Source organism: Actinoplanes awajinensis subsp. mycoplanecinus (assembly GCF_001509495.1).
Taxonomy (GTDB): domain Bacteria; phylum Actinomycetota; class Actinomycetes; order Mycobacteriales; family Micromonosporaceae; genus Actinoplanes; species Actinoplanes palleronii.
This window is the reverse complement of the sequence record NZ_LLZH01000284.1, coordinates 22,114-42,896: the sequence shown is the minus strand read 5'-3', so window position 1 is coordinate 42,896 and position 20,783 is coordinate 22,114. Positions and strand designations below refer to the sequence as shown.

Here is a 20,783-nt window from a genome sequence, read left to right as displayed (position 1 = left end):
CGGGTGAATGGGCCGGGTGATCACATCGGCATCGGATGATCAGTGTGCGGCGGTCACGCGGTGGAGACGCCGGTGCGGAGGCTGGCCAGGAGTGCGGCGCGGGCGGCGTGGTCGCGGCGTTCGTCGGCCGCGCGCAGCCGGTCGCCGGCCCGGGCCATGCCCTCCGCGGTCACCGGGATGCCGCGGGCGCGCAGGATGTCGGCGATGGGTGCTGTCTCGTCCTGCTCCATGCACTGAGCGTAGACCGCAGGGACGCGGCCGTGAATGGATCCTATAGGATTCGGGGGATTGTTCACCCAGGCGGAAGGGAAGGCCGATGTCCGGGCCGATCAGGCGCTCCGTGCTCAGCGACGATGTTCATGAGTCGTTAAAGGGGCTGATCCTGGAGCATTGGCTGGAGCCGGAGGCTCGGGTCAACATCGACGCGCTCGCCCGGGAGCTGGACGTCTCGCCGACGCCGGTGCGGGAGGCGCTCGCGCGGCTCGAGGCCGAAGGGCTGCTGCGCAAGCGGCCGCTCGCCGGCTATACGGTCAGCCCGCTGCTGACCCGGGCCGAGTTCCACGACATGTTCGACATGCGGCTGGTGCTGGAGCCGGCCGCCGCCCGGTGGGCGGCGAGCCGGGGAGACGCTGCGGCGCGGGCGTCGCTGGTGGCTGAGGCGACCGTTGCGTACGAGGTGAGCGCCCCGCACTCGCACGCCGCCTTCACCGCGGCCGACGCCCGATTCCACGACCTGGTCGCAGTCACCGCGGCGAACCCGCTGCTCCGCGACGCGATCACCCGGCTGCACGCTCACCTGCACATCCACCGGTTGTACTTCCCGTACGCGGAGGTCGGCACCACCCACCGCGAGCACGAACGGGTCGCCGCGGCGATCAGCGCGGGCGAGCCGGACACCGCGGAAACGGCGATGCGCGAGCACCTGACCGCCGCCCGATCCCGCCATCTGGCCGCCTTCGGCTAAGGAACGCGGGGGCGGGTGCGGTACGTGCTGATCCAGTCCTCGATGTCCTCGGCGAGCCAGACCCGGCCCTGCACCAGCTCGGCGATCGGTTTGGGGAAGTGCGCCTTGGCGGTCAGCTGGTTCACCCGCTGACGGCTGAGCTCGCCGCCGAGGCGCACCTTGATCTCATGGGTGCCCATCAATGTGAGGCGTTTGGTTGGCATACGCTTGACTATAGGCACTCGACAACTTGCTGAGTACCCCCGCGGGCCAAGATATTGCGGAAACTTTGGTGGACGCCGGTGGTCGCGGGGCGCGGCCACCGGCGTACCGGAAAGGGGTTGTGGGTCAAGCGGGCCGGGCGGTGACCAGGATGCCGAGGCACATCTCGTCGCTGGTGCCCTCGCCCCAGACGACGTAGCGCGGAGGCAGTTTCTGCAGCTGGGGCAGCATCTTGCGGAGCTTGGCGTCGTGCGTGCAGGTGACCCGGACGGTGTCGCCGGCCTTGACCTGGATCGGCTTCGGGAGCGGGACCAGCGCCTGGTTGTCGAAGTTGTACTGCGGAACGTCCAGGATGGTCTGCGCGCCGGGCCTGCCGGGGTTCAGCTCGATCTTGATGGAGCGGCCCAGCAGGTGCATGTGGCCGGCCGCCATGTAGATGGTGGCGGCGCCCTCGACCGGCTGGTCGCAGTGCTGGGTGTCCCCGGGGGTGATCTTGCCGGCGCTGCAGCCCTCGATCAGGTGCTTCTCCTGCTCCTCGCCGAAACGCTTGGCGACGTCGGCGACGTCGGCGACCGCGGCGTCCCGGTCGCAGAGCGGACCGCTCTCGCCGGCCGCGCAGGGCAGCTCGATCGGGGCCGGGAACAGCGCGGTGGACAGCTTGGTGAGCGGGGTGCTGCCGGCCGCGACCCGCAGCTGGATGCCGGACTGGTCGGTCTGCCCGGCCGCGCCGGTCTCCAGCAGGTTGTAGTGCACCTGCATGACCAGTTTGCTGCCGGGCGGCATGGTGAAGCCGGAACCGGCCGGCATCAGGGTCTCGCCGGCGCCCGGCGCCCAGTGTGCCACCCAGGCGGTCTGCCCCTCGACCCCGGCGTCGCCGAAGCAGGTCCAGCCCTCGCCGGGGGTCTGCGCGTCGACCGCGGCGGCCTCGGTGGCCTGCTGCGGGTCGAGCCGGTAGAAGATCGCGTGGTGCACGATCGCGGCGTTCTGCGGCTGGAACTGGCTGCCGGTCAGGTAGGCGTCCTCGGTCAGTCCCGGGTCGACCAGGAAGCAGCGGTAGTCGTCGGTGCCGCCGTTCGGGGCCTGCGGGGTGTACGCCTGCGGCAGTGCGAGGTCGACGAAACGCTCGCCGGTGCGCAGCGGCGTCGGGGGTGGCGCCGAGGTCGCGGTATGACCGGAGTGCGGGTTCGAGGTGACCGGCGCGGCGGCCGGGGTGCTCGGGCTGGAGCCGCACGCCGCCAGCAGCAGCAGCGCGGCGGACAGGGTGGCGACGGGGCGCAGGATTCGCATCACAGGGCCTTCCCGTAGAACCGGACTTCCCGCCGATACTGCCGAAATCCGAGGGAAGATCACATCCGGGATGTCCCGTAAAGGGCGCGGTCATGCCGTACGCGTAATTTGATCTTGCTGGCATGATGGATCTTCATCTTGAGAAAAGGAAACAATGGCAACCGAAGGCAGTACCAAGGCCGTGGTGACGGCGCTGAGCGCGAACCTCGCGATCGGCGTCTCGAAATTCGTCGCCGCGGCCATCACCGGATCGGCCTCCATGCTCGCCGAGGGTGTGCACTCGGTGGCGGACTCCACCAATCAGGTCCTGCTGCTGGTCGGCGGGCGCCGGGCCAAGCGGCCGGCGTCGGCGCTGCACCCGTTCGGCTACGCCCGGGAACGCTACGTCTACGCGTTCATCGTGGCGATCGTCCTGTTCAGCCTGGGTGGCCTGTACGCGGTCTACGAGGGCTACCACAAGGTCATCGACCCGCACGAGCTGGAATCGCCGCTGGTGGCGGTCGCCGTGCTGCTGATCGCCGCGGTGCTGGAGGGCTACGCCCTGCGGACCGCGGTCGGCGAGGCGAACCGGGTCCGCGGCAAGCGCAGCTGGTTCCGCTTCATCATCCGGACCCGCAACCCGGAGCTGCCGGTCATCCTGCTCGAGGACAGCGGCGCCCTGATCGGCCTGCTGTTCGCCCTGCTCGGCGTCGGCCTGAGCGTGCTCACCGGCAACGGCGTCTACGACGGCATCGCCACCCTGCTGATCGGCCTGCTGCTGGTCAGCATCGCGGTGATCCTGGCGATCGAGACGAAGAGCCTGATCATCGGCGAGTCGGCGGTGCCCGAGCAGCTGACCGCGATCGAGAAGGCGCTGCTCGCCTCGCCCGGCGTGCAGCGGGTGATCCACCTGCGCACCATGCACCTGGGCCCGGAGGAACTGCTGCTGGCCGCGAAAATCGCGGTCGGTGAACACGACGAGGGCCGGGACATCGCGGCGACCATCGACGACGCCGAGGCCCGGGTCCGTGCCGCGGTGCCGACCGCCAAGGTGATCTACCTGGAGCCGGATATTTACCGCCCGTCCTGATAATGTGCGGTAAATCATGACCTACCAGCCGCCGCCCTCGCCGCCGCCGCAACCGCTCAGGCCCACGCCCGCCTTCATCGGCGCCTCCTGGGCGGCCCTGGCGGTCGGGGTGATCGCGTTCGGCGTCGGGCTGTTCAACGCCGAGATGACCAAGAGCGAGAAGGGCTTCTACGCCGCGGTCCTGCTCCTCGGCCTGTTCGGGGCGATCTCGCTGCAGAAGTCGGTCCGCGACCAGGCCGAGGGGATGGCCGTCTCGGCGCTGTACCTCGCCCTGTCCTGGGGGATGGTCGGCATCTCGATCGTGATGCTGGTGGTCGGCCTGTTCAACAGCGGCATGGAGCTGAACGAGAAGGGCTTCTACGGCCTGGCGTTCGTGCTCACCCTCTACTCCGCGGTCGCGGTGCAGAAGAACGTGCGCGACATGCTCTACAAGCCGTGAGCCAGCACCCAGACCGGTAGCGGGTCGGTGATCGAGGCGATGAGCGTCCAGCCGGCCCGCTCGTACATCCGCACGTTGCCCTCGGTCGAGGTCTCCAGCACCGCGGGCAGCCCGTCCTCGGCGGCCCGGCGCAGGCCGGCGGCCATCACGGTGTGCCCCAGCCGGCGGCCGGTCCGCTCCGGGTGGGTGGCGAGAGTGCCGAGATACCAGTGCGGCCCGGCCGGCATGATCCCGTGCACCGCGTGGTCGTAGGCGCTGACCCGCTCCCGGACCTCGGCCGGCAGTTCCAGCTCGAGCGGGTCGGGGTCCGCGCCGGGCGGGTCCCACATCGCCACCGCGGCGCCGCCCTCGGCCAGCCACACCGCGTGCCGCCGGACGCGCGTGTCGAAGAGGTGCCCGAAGAACGCCGTGGCGTGCTCCGGGTAGGTGTCGTCGGCGGGGAACAACCAGCGCAGCACCGGGTCGGCGGCGAACGCCGGGACCAGGGTCGCGAGGGCATTCGTACGATCGGCCGGCCCGGCAAGAACGATCTCGGTCACGGAACCGGACTCTAGACGGTCGCCCGGGCGTGGCTGATCCGCAGGTGGTGCCCGGCGCCCGGATGGGTGTCCGGGTCGACGTGCACGGTCGCCTCGGTCAGCCGCGGCACGGCGTGGGTGAGCTGGTGCTCGGCGTCGGCGGCGATCTCGTGCGCGGCCAGCAGGCTCAGGTGCGCGTCGACCACCACGGACGCCTCGGCGCGCAGCCGGTGCCCGACCCAGCGCATCCGCAGCCCGGACACGTCGCGCACGCCGGGGATCAGCCGCAGCTCCCGCTCGGCCCGGTCGACCAGCTCCGGGTCGACCCGGTCCATCAGCCGCCGGTACACCTCGCGCGCCGCGTCCTTGAGCACGACCAGGATCGCCACCGTGATGATCAGGCCGACCACCGGGTCGGCCCAGCGCCAGCCGAGCGCCGCCCCGGCCGCGGCGAACACCACGGCCAGGGACGCGAACCCGTCGGTGCGCGCGTGCAGCCCGTCGGCGATCAGCGCGGCCGAGCCGATCCGCCGGCCGACCGCCATCCGATAGCGGGCCACCAGCTCGTTGCCGGCGAAACCGACCGCCCCGGCGGCCAGGACCCACGGCAGGTGGGTGATCGCCTGCGGCTCGGCCAGGCGCCGCACGGCGACGAACGCCGACGCCGCCGCCGAGGCCGCGATCACCAGGACGATCACGACGCCGGCCAGGTCCTCGGCCCGGCCGAAACCATAGGTGTACGCCCGGGTCGCGGCCCGCCGCCCGAACCAGAACGCGATGCCCAGGGGTACGGCGGTGAGCGCGTCGGCGAGGTTGTGCAGCGTGTCGCCGAGCAGCGCCACCGAGCCGGACCACGACACGATGACCGCCTGCAGCAGGGCGGTCGCGCCGAGCACGACCAGCGAGATCCACAGCGTGCGCATCCCGGCCCGGGACGACTCGAGCGCGGGGTCGATTTTGTCGGCGGCGTCGTGCGAGTGCGGGGTGAGCCGGTGCTTGAGCTGCTCCCAGCGGGTGTGGTGGTGATGCTGCGTACCCATCGTGTTTCCCCCGTCGCCCTTCGCGCCGTGCGGTCGTGCTCACGATAGGTGCCCGACCGCGTTGCGCCAACGTTGCTATCGCCAGTGACCTGCACAAACAGTCCACTGGCGATATCACCACACCGGTCGCGCGGATGGTGGGACGCCACCCGCCGGGTCAGCACCCGGCCGCACGGACGGCGACGTCCCTGTTCCGGTCCCGGCTGGCGCCCAGGGGTGTCTCGCCGGGTGTGAGGGACCCCTGGGCACCAGCCGGGGACCGCACGGTCTCACGGTGACCGCCACCAGGGTGTGGGTCGCGAGGGAGAGCGGGTCACGGGCCGGCGTGGACCGGGAGGGAACCGGGACCTGACCGGCAGCCGGGGCACAGACGGTTGCCGTACGGTGGCCCGGTGACTGATCGCGTGACGGCCCGGCAGCGCCCGGCCCTTTCGTCCAAAGCCGAGAAACGTGCCGCCGCCAAGGCCGCGAAGCGGCGGGCCGCCGCCGCGGCCAAACGCCGGCAGACCTTGACCGTCGCGGGTGCGGCCGCCGCCGTGATCGCCGTGCTCGCGATCGTGGTGGTGCTCGCGGTCCGCGGCGGCGACGACGAGGCGTCGACCCCGACCGCGGCCGGCGGGACCTCGGCCCCCGCCGCGGCGGAGGCCACCACCGAGGCGCCCGCGGCCGCGTTCCCGCCGGTCCCGGCGGGCGCCGACCCGGCGCTGTCGAAGAAGCCGGTCGCCAAAGCGGGCAAGGGCACCGTGACCAAGCTCGTGGTCACCCCGCTGATCACGGGCAAGGGCGCGGCCGTGCAGGCCGGCCAGACCGCCACGGTGAACTACGTGGGCGTCAAGTACGCCGACGGCAAGGAGTTCGACTCGTCCTGGAAGCGTTCGCAGACCTTCGACTTCGCGGTCGGCGGCGGCCAGGTGATCAAGGGCTGGGACCAGGGTCTGGTCGGCGTGACGGTGGGCAGCCGGGTCCAGCTCGACATCCCGGCCGACCTGGCCTACGGCGACAACCCGAGCAACGGCGTCGGCGGCACGCTGCGCTTCATCGTGGACGTCCTCGCGGCCAAGTAACGTGCTGATCCGCACCGAGCGGCTGCTGCTGCGCCCGTTCACCGCTACCGACGTCGACGACGTGTGGTCGTATCAGCGCGAGCCGGCGGTGGCCCGGTTCATGCGCTGGGAGCCGCGCGACCGCGCCGAGGTGGTCGCGGTCGTCGACCAGATGGCCGGCGAGATCACCCTGGCCGCCGAGGGCGACTGCCTGAGCCTGGCGGTGGTCGAGGCGTCCGGCGGCCGGGTGATCGGGCACGTGGAGCTGGTCTGGGTGAGCCGGGCGGACAGCACCGGCGAGATCGGGTTCATCCTCGACCCGCGGTATCAGGGCCGGGGCCTGGCCGCCGAGGCCGCGCGGGAGATGCTGCGCCTCGGGTTCGAGCACTTCGGGCTGCGCCGGATCATCGGCCGCTGCGCCGGTGGCAACACCGCCTCGGCGGCACTGTTGCGCCGGCTCGGGCTGCGCCAGGAGGCGCACTTCGTGCAGAGCCGGCTGCGCAAGGGAGTGTGGGAGGACGAGCTGGTCTTCGCGGTGCTCCGGACCGACAACGATTAGGACGGCCCGGCGTGAACGCGCCGGGCCGTCCCGGGTCATTGCGGCAGAGTTTTGCTGTACGGCGTGACGGTCACCTTGTCGAGCACGGGTGCCCAGGCGGAGCGCAGCAGCACGCCCGGCCAGGTGTCCGAGGCGTAGGTCGCACCGTCGAAGTTGGGCAGCTCGGCGGAGGAGAACCCGACCCGGTTGACGCCCGCGCGCAGCGTCACCGGCACGGTCAGCTCCCAGAAGTTGTTGTCGTGGAAACTGTGCGGGAAGAGCACCCGCTTGGCCGTGCCGCCGTTGACCGTGAGGTCGGCGTGCCGCGCCAGGGGATCCGGGTTGTAGTGGGTGGCCTCGGCCTGCTCCGGGTTCGAGTACCGGATCCGCAGCGCGTAGGTGCCCGCCTTCGCCGCGGTGACCGCGAAGGTCAGCGTGTTGGCCGGGCCGTCGCCGATGCCGGTGACCGCCGCGCCGCCGCTGGCCAGGGACTTCGCCGTCACGGCCGCGCTGCCGGTCCGGGTCGCCGCCTCGGCCTCCAGCACGGTCGTCGGCAGATGCGCCGACGATCGGACGGTGAGCCGGTCGATTCTCGTGCCGTTCTTCGTCGCGGTCACCACCACCTTGTTGACGCCGCCGGAGAGCGACACCGCGGCCTTGGCGGCCACCGCGATGCCATTGACGGTCACCGTCGCCGCACCGGAGCGGACCCGGGCGTCGAGGGTCGATTCCGCGTCGGCTTTCGAATAGACCCAGAAGGTCGCCGAGCCGCCGCGCCGCAACGTGACGCCGTTCTTCGCCGGACCGGCGTTCGTCAGGTCGGCCTGTGCGGCCGGATAGACCGCTGTCGCGGCGGCCGGGTTCGGCAGCGCCAGGGTGATCCGGTCCAGGATGGCGTCACCCTTGGTGAGCTTCGTGCCGTCCAGGCTCTTCGCGGCGAGGGAGACGGTGTGCCGGCCGGCGGTCAGCGCGACGGTGGTGTCCGCGTGGTCCCAGACCACCCACTTGTAGCCGAGTGGCAGGTAGATCTCCTGCTCAGCAGTGCCGTCGACGCGCAGGAACACGTTCGTCGGGCCCTGCTCCTTCACCAGGTCGTAGGTGTTGAGCGCGTTGGCGAACACGCTCAGGTCGTAGGTGCCGTCGGTGGGGACGTCCACGGTGAAGTCGAGCACGCCGTCACTGCCGGTGCGCAGCCCGCCGACGTCGTAACCGCCCGAGGTGTAGAACTTCGACACGTCAGCGGTGGAGCCTTCCGGGCCGTTCCTGCTGTATCCGCTGCCGGTGTAGGTCGCGTTCTCGGCCTCGAAGGACCCGCTCCAGGTGGTCGGAACGGCGCCGGCTCGCTGCCGGTCCGGGCCCGGTGAGAGCACGATTTCGTACGCCGAGGAGTCGGTCAGTTTCGGCAGTCGCGTGCCGTCGAACTCCACGGCGACGCCGTTGTCCCGTACCCGATAATCGGTCTCGGCCAGCAGCCGGGGCTGCGCGGAATCGCCCACCTGCCCGGTCCACGGAATCTCCCGGATCGTGGCGTGCACGGTCGCGCCGAACACCGATCGCGGAATGTTGTCGAACCGGAGGTACCCGGCGCTGGTCGCCCCGCCGACGATCGCCCGCGCCTGTTTCCTGGCCCGGTCGAGCGTGGCGACGCCCTGCAGCGTGTAGTTCTGGCCCGGGTACGGCGGCGTGACCCGCACGGTGTTCCCGGTCATCGAGCCGTACGCGTTGAACAGCCACCACTGCCCGTTGCCCCGGTTGGCCTGCACCGCGGAGTCCGAGATGTTCCCGTCGATGTTCCAGTACGCGATGTCCGCGTCGACCTTGGACTCCTCGATCGCCGAGATCCACTGGATCATCTGGCCGGGGACGCTGGTGTGGTAGTTGAACGCGTACTCATTGATGTTGATCGGCAGTTGCCTGCCGAGGATGGCGGCTTCCCACTCGCGGTACTGGGCGACGCTCTGGCGCACCTTCTCCGGGTGGCTCAGCTCGTGCCAGGTCATCACGTCCGGCACCGTCCCCGCCGTGACGGTGTGCTGCAGGAAGCCCTTGACCTGGGTGAACAGGATGCTGGTGTTCGGACCGGCGATCCGCGCGGCCGGCATCCGCTGCTTGATGATCCGGTAGACGTCGTCCCACGCGGCGAAGTAGTCGGCCGGGTCGTCGAGCCAGCTCACCCCGTGGTAACTCCACTCGCCGGTGCCGAACATGTTGCCCTCGGGCTCGTTGAACGGCACGAACACCACGTGCTGCTGGTACTTCGGCTCGAGGGTCAGCACCTGGTCGACCTGCAGGGCGATCTTCTGCTTGTAGGTCGCCAGCTTCTCGGCCGGGGTGCTGCCCGGCCACTGGTACGGGAAGCCACGATGAATATCGGTCATGTAGATGTAGGTGTCGCCGCCGGTGCTGTCCGCCAAGGGCTTGACCACCTCGAGGGCGTCGGCGCCCGGGTGCTGCGGGCCGTCCTGCGCCTTGGTGGCGACGGTGCGCAGGTGCATGCCCTCGATCAGGTTGTTGGTGGGTACGCCGTCGCCGTACAGGCCGTAGAGCGAGCCGGACGCGCCGCCGTGGAACGCGCCGGTGGACTGCGCCAGGTCGACGGTGAGCTCACCCTCGCGGATCACGGTCACGGTGGCGGTGACCGTGGTGCCCCCGGCTTCGCCGGTCACGTCGAACACGCCGCGCTGGGCGTACTGGGCGGGGTCGACCGCGGGCCAGGTGAGCGGGACGTCGCGGGCGTAGCCGTCGTCGAACGTGCCGCGGACGGTGGCCGGCAGCGCCGGGGCGGTGCCGATCGTCGTTCGTACGTCAAAAGCGGTCTGGGCCAGACCGGTGAGCGTGGGCAGCCCGCCCGGGTGGAGAGCCGCGACCTGCTCCGCGGTGAGCGCACGGGCGTAGACCCGGAAGTCGTCGACCGCGCCGTCGAAGAGCGGGTCGGCGTAGAACGACTTGCCGATGAACCCGCTGGTCGTGGTCGCCGCGTCGAGCAGGTCGGCGGCGCTGACCGTCGTCGGCGCGCTGGAGACCGCGACACCGTCCAGGTACGTGGTGAGCCGGTCGGCGCTGGTGTCCAGGGTGACGGTGAGGGTCTTCCACACGTTCGCCGGGAGCGGGGCCGAGCCGGTGACCTGGGCCTCCGCCCCGCCGCCACCGGTGGTCACCGCGGTGCGCAGCAGCCCGTCACCGTTGTACGGGGTGCTGAACAGGTAGCGGCCGGTGTCCTTGCCGAGCGCGTAGATCCACTGCCAGGGTGCGGTGGTGCCGTCCCACTTGGCGCGTACCGAAACGGTCAGATCGGTGCGGCCGGCCAGGACGCCGCGGGGGAGCGAGACGTAGGCGCCGGTCGAGTTCGCCGCGCCACCGGGCAGGTGCAGGGCGCCGTCGGTCAGGGTGGCGGTGGAGCCGTTGACCAGGGTGCCGTTCAGGCCGTGACCGGACGTGTCGGTGATGACGCCGGTCAGGTCGTCGTGGTCGAAGTCGTATACGACGACCAGGTCGTCGGCTGCCGGGCCGGCGGCCGAGGCCGGGAGCGCGGGCAGCGCCGTGAGCAGCCCGGCGGCGGCTGTCACGGCGAGGAGCCGGGAGGGTCTCATCGAGGGTCATCTCCAGGGAGAAAGGAAAAAGTTTGCCGAGCGGGGGACGGCGGTTTCCGCCAGGTTACGAGGACTATGCACAGTGGTCAATGGAAGGCATTGAGGAAAAGGGTTTCCGCCGGTAGCGTGTGGCCGTGCCAGGGAAAACCTCACGCCGCGCCGGGATCGCCGACGTCGCCCGCCTCGCCGGCGTCTCGATCGGGACGGCGTCCAAGGCGCTGAACGATCGCGGACAGCTGCGCGACGAGACCCGCGCCCGGGTCCAGGCCGCCGCGGAGCAGCTCGGGTTCATCCCGAGCTCGGTGGCGACGAGCCTGCTCACCGGCCGCACGTTCACCGTCGGCCTGATCATGACCGACCACCACGGCCGGTTCAGCCTGCCGATCCTGCACGGCGCCGAGGACGCGCTGGGCTGGGCCGAGACCCTGGCGTTCGTCTGCGACACCCGCGACGACCCGATCCGCGAACAGCACTACGTCCGCAGCCTGCTCAGCCGCCGGGTCGACGGCATCATCGTGGCCGGCCGGCGCGCCGAGGCGAGACCGCCGCTGGTCCTGCAGCGCGCGCCGGTCCCGGTCGTCTACGCCTTCGCCCGCTCCGCGGACGACGCGGACTGTTCGGTGGTCACCGACGAGGCCGGCGGCGCGGTGATGGCGATCGACCATCTGGTACGGACCGGACGCCGCCGGATCGCGCACGTGACCGGGCCGCACGGTCACGCCTCGGCGATCGCCCGGGTCGCCGGCGTGCACGAGTCCCTGGCCGCGGCGGGCCTGTCCCTGGTCGGCGAACCCTGGTACGGCGGGTGGAGCGAGGTGTGGGGCCGGTTCGCCGCGGCCGCGCTGACCCGCGAACACCCGGACGTCGACGCGGTCTTCTGCGGCAGCGACACGATCGCCCGCGGGGTGGCCGACGGCCTGCGCGAGGCCGGCCGCCGGGTGCCCGAGGACGTGGCGATCGTCGGCGTGGACAACTGGGCCCCGGTGGCCGAGGAGTGCCGCCCTCCGCTGACCAGCGTCGACCTGAACCTGCGCGAGGTCGGCCACCGCGCCGGCCGGCTGCTGCTGCAGGCAATCGAAAGCGGTCACACCCCCGGCGTGCATGCGGTCCCGTGCCAGCTGGTGGTCCGCGCTTCCTCCGCGCCCGCGTGACGTCCGCGCGCCGACGTTACGTATCCCTTACGGCTGCCTCCGGAACCCGGCCGGCCCGAGGACGATTCCGTACCGAGGGGAAGCCGCCGCGGCCCTCGCGGCACGAATCTCCTGCTGACCACCCGGGGACACCATGATCAACTCGAACCGTGACCGCCGCCGGATCCGTTCGGGACCGGCGTGGACGCTGGTGCTCGTCCTGCTGGGTCCGCTGCTGCTGGCCCTCGCCGGGCTCGTCCATCCAGGCGGGCTGTCAGCCGCGACGGCCCATCGATGGGTGTGGCTGCACATCGCCCTCCTGCCGGTTTTCCCGCTGCTCGGATTGGGGTTCCTGGTGCTGTTACGGGAGCAGCCCCGGGCCGGCCTGCCCCGGGTGACCCGGGTGCTCGCGTGGATCGGCGTGGCGGTCTACGCCGTCGGGTACACCGGTCTGGACGCGGTGGCCGGGATCGCCGCAGGCACCGTCGCCGGGCAGGACGGCGACCCGGCCGAGCTGCGACGACTGGTGCTGGCGCTCTACCGGACGGCGAACGGGCTCGGGACCGTCGGCGTGTCCGCGTTCCTCGTCGCCACGCTGGCCGCGGCGATCACGCTCAGCAGCGGGTACGGCCTCCGGGTGCTGCCCGGCACGCTGGTCCTCCTCGCCGCCGGTTGGTCCTTCCTCGACAGCCACATCTTCTCGCCCCGAGGGGTGCTGACCATGCTCGCCATGGCTGCCGGGTTCGCCTCGTGGATGTGGGCCACAGCGGAGCGCCGGAACCCGCCGTCCGCGACGAGCACCGCGGGCCCGGCCGGTCACTGACCTCACGCCGCCCCGGCGGGCCGAGGTTCCAAGGGAGCGGCGCCGAACGAGACGGCGAACCGCTTGCACCAGATACTGACGCTCTGAAATGCCGCCGGGTCCACTCCGGGGGCGAGGCGGAACACCTGATCACCATGGTTGCCCTTGAGCTTGCCCAGCTCGGCGTACTCGCCGTCGTCGAAGACCCGCCAGCCGGCGGTTCCGGTGCGTACCTTCTGGTCGGACAGCCACACCCGCAGGTCGGGACCGTCGCTGGTGTCCAGTCCGGCGATCTCCAACTGATGGCTGCCGTCCGGGTTGCGCACCATCCGGGCACTGCCGCTGGTGTCGTGCTCCTGTGTCACGAAGGAACCTTGAGCGATCACCGCCGGCGAGGCCGGAACGGCGGGACGGGTGCCGGAACCGCCGGATGGCTGCGGCGCCGCGGACGGTACGACCGACAGGACGTCCGTCGCGACCGTGTCGGTGAACAGTCGCCAGGGCTGGAACCAGTAGAGCGCGCCGGCGCCCCCGGCGCCGAGCACCGCGACGACGATCCAGGTGGCAGGCTTGCTGAGGAGAGGGCGAATCACAACTCGAGTCAACCGGCGGTCGCCGGCGGCCACCAGCCCGGTCGGCTTACGATCCGCTTACGGCCACCCTCGGGCCGGCCAGGGACCCTGGCCCCGCGTCGCCGGCTTGAGGTGAAGTCCGGTTGAGGTTGCACGATGGCCGGATGACCATGACGGACGAGGTGCGCGAGGCCCTGGACCAGCAGCAGACCGTGGACATCACCACCATCGGCCGGCGCAGTGGCCAGCCGCGGCGGATCGAGACGTGGCGGTATCTGGCGGGCGGCCGCTACTGGCTGACCGGCAGCCCCGGCAGCCGCGACTGGTATGCGAACCTGCTCGCCCATCCCGCGTTCACCCTGCACCTGGCCGGCCGCGACCTGGCCGCCCGCGCTCGCCCGGTGACCGATCCGCAGGAGCGCGCCCGGGTGTTCGGCGAGATCGTGCCGGGCCTGAGCTGGGCCGGCAGCCTGGAGTCGTGGCTGGAGGGCAGCCCACTGGTCGAGATCGAGCTGGACTGAGCCCGTTTTCACCCTGTCGTGTGCCAACTAGTCGTGCGCTCTTCCTTCCGTGTCCGGGCGGGCGCTACGGTCGGCGCCATGGCAGACGAATTCATCGAAACTGACCAGCAGATGAGCGTTGCTGAGGAGCTGTGCGCCTTCCTCGGCCTGCCCCGTCCGAAACCGTTCACCGAGGAGGAGGAAGCCGCCTATCAGAAGTGGCTCGACGACGGCGACAGGCAGGTCGAGGAATGGCGGGCTCGCCGCAGGCAGGGTGCCGCATGATCTCGCGCCACCCCCGCATCCTCGACGCGTCGGCGCTGGTGGAGCTCTTCCAGGGTCATCCGCAGATGATGCGCATGCTGTCCGACGGGGAGGCCGGCGATTTCAATCTGGCCGTCCCGACCAATGCTGTCCTCGAGGCGCAGGCGGTCCTCAAAGCAACCGTGTCGATGTGGGAACACATGCTGTTTCGCCGCAGCGTCATCGAGGTGCCACTCGGGATCCATGCCGCGATCGAGGCCGGAAATCTGGCCCGACCACGGTTGGAGCACCATCCGATGCACCGGGTGCTGATCGGTCCGCCGATGGTCGGGCACGTTCTGCGTGAAGCGCTGGTCATGGAAGGCGCGATAGTCACCACGGTCCCCGAGGCTTATGGCGGCCACGACGTCCCGCTCACCGTCATTGATTGAGGTGACCCGAACGGCAGACGAAAACACCAGTTCCGATCGGTCGATGAGTGTTTCCGAAGAACTGTGCGCGGCCCTCGGGCTGCCTCCTCCGAAGCCGTTCACCGAGGAGCAGGAAGCCGCGTACCAGAAGCGGCTCCGCGACATCGACGAGCAGCTCGCGGCGATGAAGGCCCGCCGCGAGCGGGGCGGCTAGTCCGGCCTGCTCAGCGGCTGTGCGGACGTGATCGACAACTTGTCGTGTGCCAACTAGTCCCAGGCTCTTCCATCGGGCCGAAAACGGCCTTACTCTCGTCGCATGACAGACGACATCCAACCGGAAAAGTCGCAGAGCATCTCCGAAAGGCTTTGCGAAATCCTCGGTCTCCCCGCGCCGAAGCCGTTCACCGAGGAACAGGAAGCCGCCTACCAGAAGTGGCTCGGTAGCATTGACGAGCAGGTCGCGGTGATGAAAGCTCGCCGAGACAGCCGAGCGGTATGAGTGCGGAATCGCCACTCATCCTCGACGCGTCCGCATTGGTGGAACTCTTTCAAGGGCATCCGGTCCTGATGCGCATCATGGAGGGTGCGGGCTTCGGGGATTTCACGATGGCCGTCCCGACTAATGCTGTTCTCGAGGCTCAAGTGGTTCTCCGGGCGACTCCATCGATCTGGAATCAGGTCCTGTCCCCTCACCGGACCATCGTCGAGTTGCCGCTCGACCTTCAAGCCGCGATCGAGGCCGGTGATCTGGCCCGACCACGGTTGGAACACCATCCGATGCACCGAGTGTTGATCGGCCCGCCGATGGTCGCGCAGGTGCTCCGAGAGGCCCTCGGGATGAATGGCATGATCGTGACGGCGATCCCGGAGGCCTATGGCGGCCACGACGTCGCGATCAAACTCGTCGACTGGGATCCAGGGGTCTGACGATCCGGTCGTGAGAGGACGGCCGGGTCATGGCCGCTTGGGGTCAGCGGCCATGACCCGGACCATGCCTGAGCCCTCAGGGGATCTCCAGGACCGGGCGGATCGGAGTCTCACCGGTGAGGCCGCCCTCCTGGACCACCTCCGCGAGGTCCGGGTCGCGGAACGCGGTGGCCACCGACAGCCACGACAGGAACGGCCCGGACCCGCCGCACAGCGCCGAGCCGCCGTCCCCTCCGCACAGCACCGCCGGGTCGGTGGTGAACTCGGACCGATAGGGGTCATCACCGATCAGCAGTCCGAGCAGATTCGGGTCCTGGATCAAAGGCACTTTTCCGTACGGCTCGCCGGCCGGATAATCGCTGCCCCAGCGGAACAGTGTCGTCGCCCCGGCCCCGCAGGCGTGCTCCCACTCGTCCGGGCTCGGTGGTCGCAGGCCCCGGCGACCGAGGGCCGCGATCAGCTCGGCGTGGTCGTCGACGCCGTCGGGCAGCAGCGTGTCGGTCACCTCGGAACTGACCGCGACCAGCCGGGCCGGCAACGTCACCGTGCGCGCCGGCGAGGTCATCTCGGCGAGGAACGCGGTGAGCGCCGACTCCACCTCGGCCTCGGCGAAGTCGGCCACCTGCCGGGCGCTGGGCGTGAACCGGTCCGGGTCGAAGCCGAGCGCGACCGTGCCGCCCGGCACGAGGGCGTACCGGAGATCGTCCCTCTCGAAGAAAGCCACCCGCCCGGACCGGCCGGCGTACGCATGCGCGCCGATCCCGGTCAGGCGCGCCTGAGTGCTGCCGGCGATGGCGGTGGCGGTGCGGAGAGCGGCCTCGTCGGAGAGGCCCGACCAGCCGGTGAGGGTGAGATCGGCGTGCGACATCCGGGCATTATCCCGATGCCCGCCCCGCGGCGAACGTCCTATGGTGCCCGCATGTGGATCGTCGAGTTGTCGTTCACCCCGGAGCCCGCCCGGATCACCGCCCGGCCCGCGCACCGGGCGCTGCTCACCGCCCTGCACGCCGACGGCGTGGTCCGGATGGCCGGGCCACTCGCCGACGACAGTGGCGCTGTCATCGTGCTGGACACGCCGGACCCGCAGGCGGTGCTGGCCGCCGACCCGTATTTCAGCACGCCCGGGGTGACGGTCAGCAGCGTCCGGGAGTGGCTGCCGATCCTCAGCTGACCGGGTCCGCGACGCCGGGCGGCGCGCCGAGCACCTGCGGCGCCGTCATCGCCGCACGCCTGTCGTTCAGCGGTGGATCGGGCGGAGGCCGGCGGCGAGCGTGACCACCTGGTCGTGGCTCAACGGGATCTCATCGGGATTCCAGTTCACGCTGATCTGGGTGTCGCCGCCCCACTCGATCACCAGCGAGGCGCTGTCCGGCTCGTACGCGACCCGCCGTCCGTCCACGGACCAGCTCTCCGAGGCGCTGCCGGGATCGAAAGGCTCGCCCACGGACAGGGAAGCGCAGAGCCCGGCCGGCTGCCGCTGCTGGACGGTGACCGGCGCGAGGCACATCATGCCGTCCGACTGGTGCTGCAGCACGAGCCCCGGCGGGCTGAACGGGAAGCTGAACGGCGCCGGGTAGCCGGAGACGATCCGGTCGCCGGCCAGGTTCCGGGCCACCCGCAGCACGTCGGCCTCGGTCAGCTTGCCCCAGCTCAGCACGGACACCCAGCGGGTGGCGGGCATCTTCCAGCGCACGCCGACGAAGCGCTCGCCGGCGCCGGAACCGTCGTACCCCGGAGCGACATGGACCTCAGCGGGCCGGCTGAGAACGTCGGCCTGATGGATATCGGTCGCCTCGGTCTCCCAATCGGCCTGCAGCGGGCCGATCTCGATGCCGAGCACGGTGGTGCCCTCGGTGTATTCCATCCGGACGTTCGGGCCCATCTGGGTGATCGTCCAGGTGCTGGCGAACGCGGTCGGCACGCCGGCCGGCAGCCAGGTCGGGCGCAGCGGGAAGACCGGCGCCGGGAACGTCGCCGGGCTCGCCGTGGGCGGCGCGGCCGGCAGGCGGTCGGTGCCGCGGTCGTGCAGCAGCGTCGGGACCGTGATTCCCGCGGCCACCACGGCGGCCGCCGCGACGGCGGCCAGAGTGCGGCGTTTGCGCTGATCACGGCGGACTCCGGCGGTGACTCCGGCCCACAGGTCGGGCAGCGGAGCGGCCTGGTCGGCCCGGTCGCGCAGGGTCGTGCGCAGGTCCTCTTCGACACTCATGAGGTGGCTCCGGAGATCGTGGAATGAACAGGGTTCAGTTCGTGGCGCAGCCGCGCCAGGCCGCGGGCCGCGTGCACCCGGACGGTGCTCGGTGCGCAGCGCAGGATCTCCCCGATCTGCCGGTCGTCGAGGTCCTCGTAGTAGCGCAGCACCAGCACCGCCCGCTGGGCCCGGGTCAGCCCGGTGAGCCGGCTCCAGAGGTCGTCGCGGTCGGCCTGCCGGTCGGTGAAGTCGCCGGCCGCCGGCCGGTCGTGGCTGACCGTTGCCGGTCGTTCGGCGTTGGACAGCCGGCGCAGCCACGAGACGTGCGAGCGCACCAGCGCGGTGCGCAGGTAGGCGTCGGGTTGGTCGGCCTCGATGCGTGACCATCTCCGGTACGCCTTGACCAGGACCTCCTGGACCAGATCCTCGCCGAGATGGCGGTCGCCGCAGAGCAGGTAGGCGAACCGTCGCAGCGTGTCCCCTCGCGCTCGCACGTACTCTTCGAATCCGGTGTGCACTCGTTCCCCCGGTCGTCTGGATGCCGTCACCCGTAGGTTGTTCGGAACCCGGCCGGGGCCGCGGAGCGCCCGCCCCCGTCTGCGGGCGCTTCGCACGCGGCCGGGTTCCGAAACCTGTCCTAAGGACGCGGTGAGTGCGCGGATCTGCTTACCGCCGCGCAGATTTCCGGATTGTCCAGCACGTCGTTGCTGTCGCAGTGCTGGTCGATGGTGCCGATCGCGGTCCGCCCGTCGAGCAGCGCCGCGGCGAACCGGTCGGCGCCGATCACCGGGTAGCCGCGGTCGAAGTACGGCCGGCGCACCGCGTCGAGCGGCGGGCACAGGCCGAGGGCGTTCTGCCGGCGGGCGGCCTCCTCGTAGACCGTGCACAGCGCCGCCTGCCTGCGCTCGCTGTCGCCGGTGGACAGCGCCTCGGCGAGGTGGGCCGCCGCCGGGTCGCCGCTGATCGCGGCGGAGAGCCATTTCTGGTACGGCGGCCAGCGCCGCTGCTGCAGCAACAGCAGGCGGGTGAGGTTCCGGGCCAGGCGGGCGGTCACCATCCGGGAGCCCAGGTCGTCGCCGAGCTCCGCGGTGCGGCCGACGAACGCCTCCTCCTGCCCGATCCGCGCCCACTGGCAGCCGAGCACGTAGCGCCACACCTCGTCCGGATACCAGGACAGTCGTTTCCGAATCGCGGCCAGTTCGCCGTCCGGATCGTGGAAGACCGCCCCGCCGGTGATCTCGGCGAGCCGCTGCCACGGCAGGGCCAGCCAGTCCTCGCCCGCCCCGATCCGGCTCCGCAGCCACGCGGAGAGGCCGGTGACCGCGACGTAGTGGTCGACCGGCCCGTCGGTGTCGGCCATCGATCGGACCCGCGCGCCGGGCGGCGCGAAGTGCGTGGACCAGCCCCGGAACCGCTTCGGCAGGGTGTGCCGCAGTTCTTCGGCCAGGTCACCGGGGTCCTCGAGGAACAGGTCGACGCGCGGGCCCCAGTCGTGGTCGGTGGAGCGCGGCGTGTCGAAGCCGAGCACGTCACTGCCCGGTCCGATCCGGGCGGCGAGATGCGGGCGGTCGCCGAGCAACGGGCGGACCGCTTCACGGTAGAAGAGGCGGGACAGTTCCACACCGGGACGGAATTCGGGCACGATGCCGGTTTAGCATGCGGCTATGTGGATCAACGAGGCATTTACGTCGTGAGCGCCGCCGCGGAACAACTCGTCTACAGCACGGCCAACGAGGTCACCGGCGGGGTGTGGCGGGTGCCGCGCGACGGCGGGACCGCGGTGCTGAAAGTGGTCATGCGCCGGCGGGACGGGGCAGCGGCACATCTGGCGGCCAGCGAGGATCCGGGGCACTTCAACTACTGGAGGCGTGAGCCGCTGGCGTACGCCGAAGGGTTGGCCCGGACCGCGTTCGCGGCCGGCGGACTGTCCGTTCCGGAACTGTACGAGATCGAGGAGCGCCCGGACGGTTCGGTGGCGATGTGGCTGGCCGACGTGCCCGGCGCCCCGATGAGTACGTGGCGGCCCGAGGACGTCGGTGACATCGCCTACCGGCTCGGCGCCGGGCAGAACGGCTGGGTCGGCCGGCCACCGGCGACGGAGTGGCTGGCCCGGGACTTCCTGCGCGACTACACCCTGGCCCAGCCGGTGCCGGACGAGGTCGACTGGGATCACCCGGTCGTGGTCGCCGCGTGGGAGCCGGAGCTGCGCGCCCGGCTCCGCGACGTGTGGGAGAGTCGGCACGACCTGCTGGCGGCCGCTGACGCGCTGCCGCGCACGCTCTGTCACCACGACGTGTGGCCGATGAACGTGGTGCTCGCCGAGTCCGGCCCGGTGCTGCTGGACTGGGCGTTCACCGGGCCGGGCGCGATCGGCGAGGACGCCGCGAACCTGGCCCTGGACACGTTCTTCGACGGCCTGATCGACCTGTCGCTGATGGACGGCGTCCTCGAGGCGGTCATCGACGGCTACGTCCGGGGCATGTCCGATGTCGATCCGGCCGTGGTCCAACGCGCCATCATGGTCACCGGCGCGGCGAAGTACTTCTGGCTGGCACCCCGCATGATCGACTCGTTGACGCAGGACGCGCACGCCGCCGCCTACGACGCGCGCGGCTGGCCGGAACGGTTCGCCGGGCGGGCCCCGGTCCTCGAGGTGGTCGGCCGCTGGGCGGGGGAGGCGCTGCGATGAGCGCGGACGATTGGCGTACCGATCGGATCGGCTCCTGCGCCCGCGGCGAGAACCCGACGCTGCTGGCCACGCTGCCGGGCGGTTTCGCGGTGATCGGCGATGCGCAGTTCCTGCCCGGGTACTGCCTGCTGCTCACCGACGACCCGGCCATCGAACGGCTGACGGATCTGCCGCGGCCGGCCCGTCTGACGTTCCTGGACAGCATGGAACGTCTGGGGGAGGCGGTGGAGCGCGCCTGCGCGTCGCTGGACCCGGCGTTCCGCCGGATCAACCTGGAGATCCTCGGCAATTTCGACCCGTTCCTGCACGCGCACATCTGGCCGCGCTACGAGTGGGAACCGCCGGAGCTGGTGGTCGGCCCGGTGGCCCGCTACCCGAAGGAGAAGTGGGCGCAGACGCCGCTGGGCCCCCAGCACGACCCCCTGCGCGCGGCGATCCGCCACTTCCTGTCTTCCTAGGCCAGACCGCTTCTTCTCAAGACCGTCCTCATTCGGTACGAATACCGCGTCCCGTCCGTAGGCTACGAGCCGCGTCCCGCCCGTGAGGCCGCGCGACACCGCTCCCACTCACGGCCCAGCCGCGCTTCCCGCCTCGCGCCGGGCCCGCTCT

At 71.0% G+C, this 20,783-nt stretch carries 27 protein-coding genes; 16 read left to right on the top strand and 11 right to left on the bottom strand.

The features are described 5' to 3' along the window. Nucleotides 1-53: 53 nt before the first annotated feature. Nucleotides 54-230, bottom strand: coding sequence for a hypothetical protein (locus tag ADL15_RS54520; protein WP_198171080.1), 177 nt, complete (start codon nucleotides 228-230; stop codon nucleotides 54-56). An 86-nt stretch (nucleotides 231-316) separates the two neighbouring features. Here ADL15_RS54520 and ADL15_RS30570 point away from each other — a divergent pair, with 86 nt between their 5' ends. Continuing rightward, the gene (locus ADL15_RS30570) at nucleotides 317-964 is read left to right on the top strand and encodes a GntR family transcriptional regulator (RefSeq protein ID WP_067698403.1); all 648 of its coding nucleotides are present in this window, start codon (nucleotides 317-319) and stop codon (nucleotides 962-964) included. Here ADL15_RS30570 and ADL15_RS30565 read toward each other — a convergent pair. Together ADL15_RS30565 and ADL15_RS30560 are read right to left on the bottom strand one after the other, a co-directional pair. Further along, the gene (locus ADL15_RS30565) at nucleotides 961-1,167 is read right to left on the bottom strand and encodes a helix-turn-helix transcriptional regulator (RefSeq protein WP_067698402.1); all 207 of its coding nucleotides are present in this window, start codon (nucleotides 1,165-1,167) and stop codon (nucleotides 961-963) included. The genes ADL15_RS30570 and ADL15_RS30565 overlap by 4 nt on opposite strands. A 124-nt stretch (nucleotides 1,168-1,291) precedes the next feature. After that, entirely contained in the window at nucleotides 1,292-2,452 is a 1,161-nt protein-coding gene (locus tag ADL15_RS30560; RefSeq protein WP_067698400.1) for a monooxygenase, read from the bottom strand. Nucleotides 2,453-2,606: 154 nt separating this feature from the next. On the opposite strand from ADL15_RS30560, the gene ADL15_RS30555 reads away from it, so the two are divergent. Then, on the top strand, nucleotides 2,607-3,521 hold the full coding sequence (locus tag ADL15_RS30555; protein WP_067698398.1) for a cation diffusion facilitator family transporter: 915 nt from the start codon (nucleotides 2,607-2,609) through the stop codon (nucleotides 3,519-3,521). A 16-nt stretch (nucleotides 3,522-3,537) separates the two neighbouring features. Continuing rightward, a complete protein-coding gene (gene yiaA, locus ADL15_RS30550; protein WP_067698396.1) occupies nucleotides 3,538-3,960 on the top strand; it encodes an inner membrane protein YiaA in 423 nt (140 codons plus the stop codon). Here yiaA and ADL15_RS30545 read toward each other — a convergent pair. Together ADL15_RS30545 and ADL15_RS30540 are read right to left on the bottom strand one after the other, a co-directional pair. Next, nucleotides 3,948-4,499 (bottom strand): GNAT family N-acetyltransferase, encoded by a 552-nt coding sequence (locus ADL15_RS30545; RefSeq protein WP_067698395.1) that lies wholly within the window; start codon nucleotides 4,497-4,499, stop codon nucleotides 3,948-3,950. The genes yiaA and ADL15_RS30545 overlap by 13 nt on opposite strands. A gap of 11 nt (nucleotides 4,500-4,510) precedes the next feature. Then, entirely contained in the window at nucleotides 4,511-5,518 is a 1,008-nt protein-coding gene (locus ADL15_RS30540; RefSeq protein WP_067698393.1) for a cation diffusion facilitator family transporter, read from the bottom strand. Nucleotides 5,519-5,910: 392 nt separating this feature from the next. Here ADL15_RS30540 and ADL15_RS30535 point away from each other — a divergent pair, with 392 nt between their 5' ends. Further along, nucleotides 5,911-6,582, top strand: coding sequence for an FKBP-type peptidyl-prolyl cis-trans isomerase (locus tag ADL15_RS30535; protein WP_083971937.1), 672 nt, complete (start codon nucleotides 5,911-5,913; stop codon nucleotides 6,580-6,582). A gap of 1 nt (nucleotide 6,583) precedes the next feature. Further along, entirely contained in the window at nucleotides 6,584-7,120 is a 537-nt protein-coding gene (locus tag ADL15_RS30530; RefSeq protein WP_067698389.1) for a GNAT family N-acetyltransferase, read from the top strand. A gap of 35 nt (nucleotides 7,121-7,155) precedes the next feature. Here the strand turns inward: ADL15_RS30530 and ADL15_RS30525 are convergent, their stop codons facing one another. Further along, the gene (locus tag ADL15_RS30525; RefSeq protein ID WP_067698387.1) at nucleotides 7,156-10,689 is read right to left on the bottom strand and encodes a LamG-like jellyroll fold domain-containing protein; all 3,534 of its coding nucleotides are present in this window, start codon (nucleotides 10,687-10,689) and stop codon (nucleotides 7,156-7,158) included. Between the two features lie 134 nt (nucleotides 10,690-10,823). Here ADL15_RS30525 and ADL15_RS30520 point away from each other — a divergent pair, with 134 nt between their 5' ends. Then, nucleotides 10,824-11,840, top strand: a complete 1,017-nt coding sequence (locus ADL15_RS30520) for a LacI family DNA-binding transcriptional regulator (RefSeq protein ID WP_198171079.1) — start codon at nucleotides 10,824-10,826, stop codon at nucleotides 11,838-11,840. Between the two features lie 133 nt (nucleotides 11,841-11,973). Continuing rightward, nucleotides 11,974-12,642 carry a hypothetical protein gene (locus ADL15_RS30515; RefSeq protein ID WP_157441698.1) on the top strand — a complete coding sequence of 223 codons (669 nt, stop codon included), beginning with the start codon at nucleotides 11,974-11,976 and terminating at the stop codon, nucleotides 12,640-12,642. A gap of 2 nt (nucleotides 12,643-12,644) precedes the next feature. On the opposite strand, the gene ADL15_RS30510 is transcribed toward ADL15_RS30515, so the two are convergent. After that, a complete protein-coding gene (locus ADL15_RS30510; RefSeq protein ID WP_067698383.1) occupies nucleotides 12,645-13,214 on the bottom strand; it encodes a DM13 domain-containing protein in 570 nt (189 codons plus the stop codon). A 143-nt stretch (nucleotides 13,215-13,357) separates the two neighbouring features. Between ADL15_RS30510 and ADL15_RS30505 the strand changes: the two genes are divergently transcribed. From ADL15_RS30505 to ADL15_RS30480, 6 genes are all read left to right on the top strand, one after another. Further along, nucleotides 13,358-13,714 (top strand): nitroreductase family deazaflavin-dependent oxidoreductase, encoded by a 357-nt coding sequence (locus ADL15_RS30505; protein ID WP_067698382.1) that lies wholly within the window; start codon nucleotides 13,358-13,360, stop codon nucleotides 13,712-13,714. A gap of 78 nt (nucleotides 13,715-13,792) precedes the next feature. Further along, nucleotides 13,793-13,978 (top strand): hypothetical protein, encoded by a 186-nt coding sequence (locus ADL15_RS30500; RefSeq protein WP_157441697.1) that lies wholly within the window; start codon nucleotides 13,793-13,795, stop codon nucleotides 13,976-13,978. Continuing rightward, nucleotides 13,975-14,388 carry a hypothetical protein gene (locus ADL15_RS30495; protein WP_067698378.1) on the top strand — a complete coding sequence of 138 codons (414 nt, stop codon included), beginning with the start codon at nucleotides 13,975-13,977 and terminating at the stop codon, nucleotides 14,386-14,388. The genes ADL15_RS30500 and ADL15_RS30495 overlap by 4 nt, the downstream gene beginning before the upstream one ends. A 43-nt stretch (nucleotides 14,389-14,431) precedes the next feature. After that, nucleotides 14,432-14,581, top strand: a complete 150-nt coding sequence (locus tag ADL15_RS30490; protein WP_157441696.1) for a hypothetical protein — start codon at nucleotides 14,432-14,434, stop codon at nucleotides 14,579-14,581. A gap of 102 nt (nucleotides 14,582-14,683) precedes the next feature. Beyond that, nucleotides 14,684-14,866, top strand: a complete 183-nt coding sequence (locus ADL15_RS30485; RefSeq protein WP_067698374.1) for a hypothetical protein — start codon at nucleotides 14,684-14,686, stop codon at nucleotides 14,864-14,866. Next, nucleotides 14,863-15,294 (top strand): hypothetical protein, encoded by a 432-nt coding sequence (locus ADL15_RS30480; RefSeq protein ID WP_067698372.1) that lies wholly within the window; start codon nucleotides 14,863-14,865, stop codon nucleotides 15,292-15,294. Before ADL15_RS30485 ends, ADL15_RS30480 begins: the two co-directional genes overlap by 4 nt. A 76-nt stretch (nucleotides 15,295-15,370) precedes the next feature. Here ADL15_RS30480 and ADL15_RS30475 read toward each other — a convergent pair whose 3' ends face one another. Beyond that, nucleotides 15,371-16,162: a hypothetical protein gene (locus ADL15_RS30475; RefSeq protein WP_067698370.1), complete on the bottom strand. Its 792-nt coding sequence runs from the start codon at nucleotides 16,160-16,162 to the stop codon at nucleotides 15,371-15,373. Nucleotides 16,163-16,213: 51 nt separating this feature from the next. Here ADL15_RS30475 and ADL15_RS30470 point away from each other — a divergent pair, with 51 nt between their 5' ends. After that, on the top strand, nucleotides 16,214-16,465 hold the full coding sequence (locus ADL15_RS30470) for a YciI family protein (RefSeq protein WP_067698369.1): 252 nt from the start codon (nucleotides 16,214-16,216) through the stop codon (nucleotides 16,463-16,465). 66 nt (nucleotides 16,466-16,531) lie between these two features. On the opposite strand, the gene ADL15_RS30465 is transcribed toward ADL15_RS30470, so the two are convergent. From ADL15_RS30465 to ADL15_RS30455, 3 genes are all read right to left on the bottom strand, one after another. Beyond that, the gene (locus ADL15_RS30465) at nucleotides 16,532-17,503 is read right to left on the bottom strand and encodes a hypothetical protein (protein WP_067698368.1); all 972 of its coding nucleotides are present in this window, start codon (nucleotides 17,501-17,503) and stop codon (nucleotides 16,532-16,534) included. Further along, complete coding sequence (locus ADL15_RS30460; protein ID WP_067698366.1) at nucleotides 17,500-18,003, bottom strand: SigE family RNA polymerase sigma factor; 504 nt, start codon at nucleotides 18,001-18,003, stop codon at nucleotides 17,500-17,502. Before ADL15_RS30460 ends, ADL15_RS30465 begins: the two co-directional genes overlap by 4 nt. A 119-nt stretch (nucleotides 18,004-18,122) precedes the next feature. After that, nucleotides 18,123-19,127 carry a DUF4037 domain-containing protein gene (locus ADL15_RS30455; RefSeq protein ID WP_067698364.1) on the bottom strand — a complete coding sequence of 335 codons (1,005 nt, stop codon included), beginning with the start codon at nucleotides 19,125-19,127 and terminating at the stop codon, nucleotides 18,123-18,125. 24 nt (nucleotides 19,128-19,151) lie between these two features. Between ADL15_RS30455 and ADL15_RS30450 the strand changes: the two genes are divergently transcribed. Together ADL15_RS30450 and ADL15_RS30445 are read left to right on the top strand one after the other, a co-directional pair. Beyond that, complete coding sequence (locus tag ADL15_RS30450; protein WP_232344514.1) at nucleotides 19,152-20,174, top strand: phosphotransferase; 1,023 nt, start codon at nucleotides 19,152-19,154, stop codon at nucleotides 20,172-20,174. Continuing rightward, nucleotides 20,171-20,632: an HIT family protein gene (locus ADL15_RS30445; RefSeq protein WP_067698360.1), complete on the top strand. Its 462-nt coding sequence runs from the start codon at nucleotides 20,171-20,173 to the stop codon at nucleotides 20,630-20,632. The genes ADL15_RS30450 and ADL15_RS30445 overlap by 4 nt, the downstream gene beginning before the upstream one ends. Nucleotides 20,633-20,783: the final 151 nt, after the last annotated feature.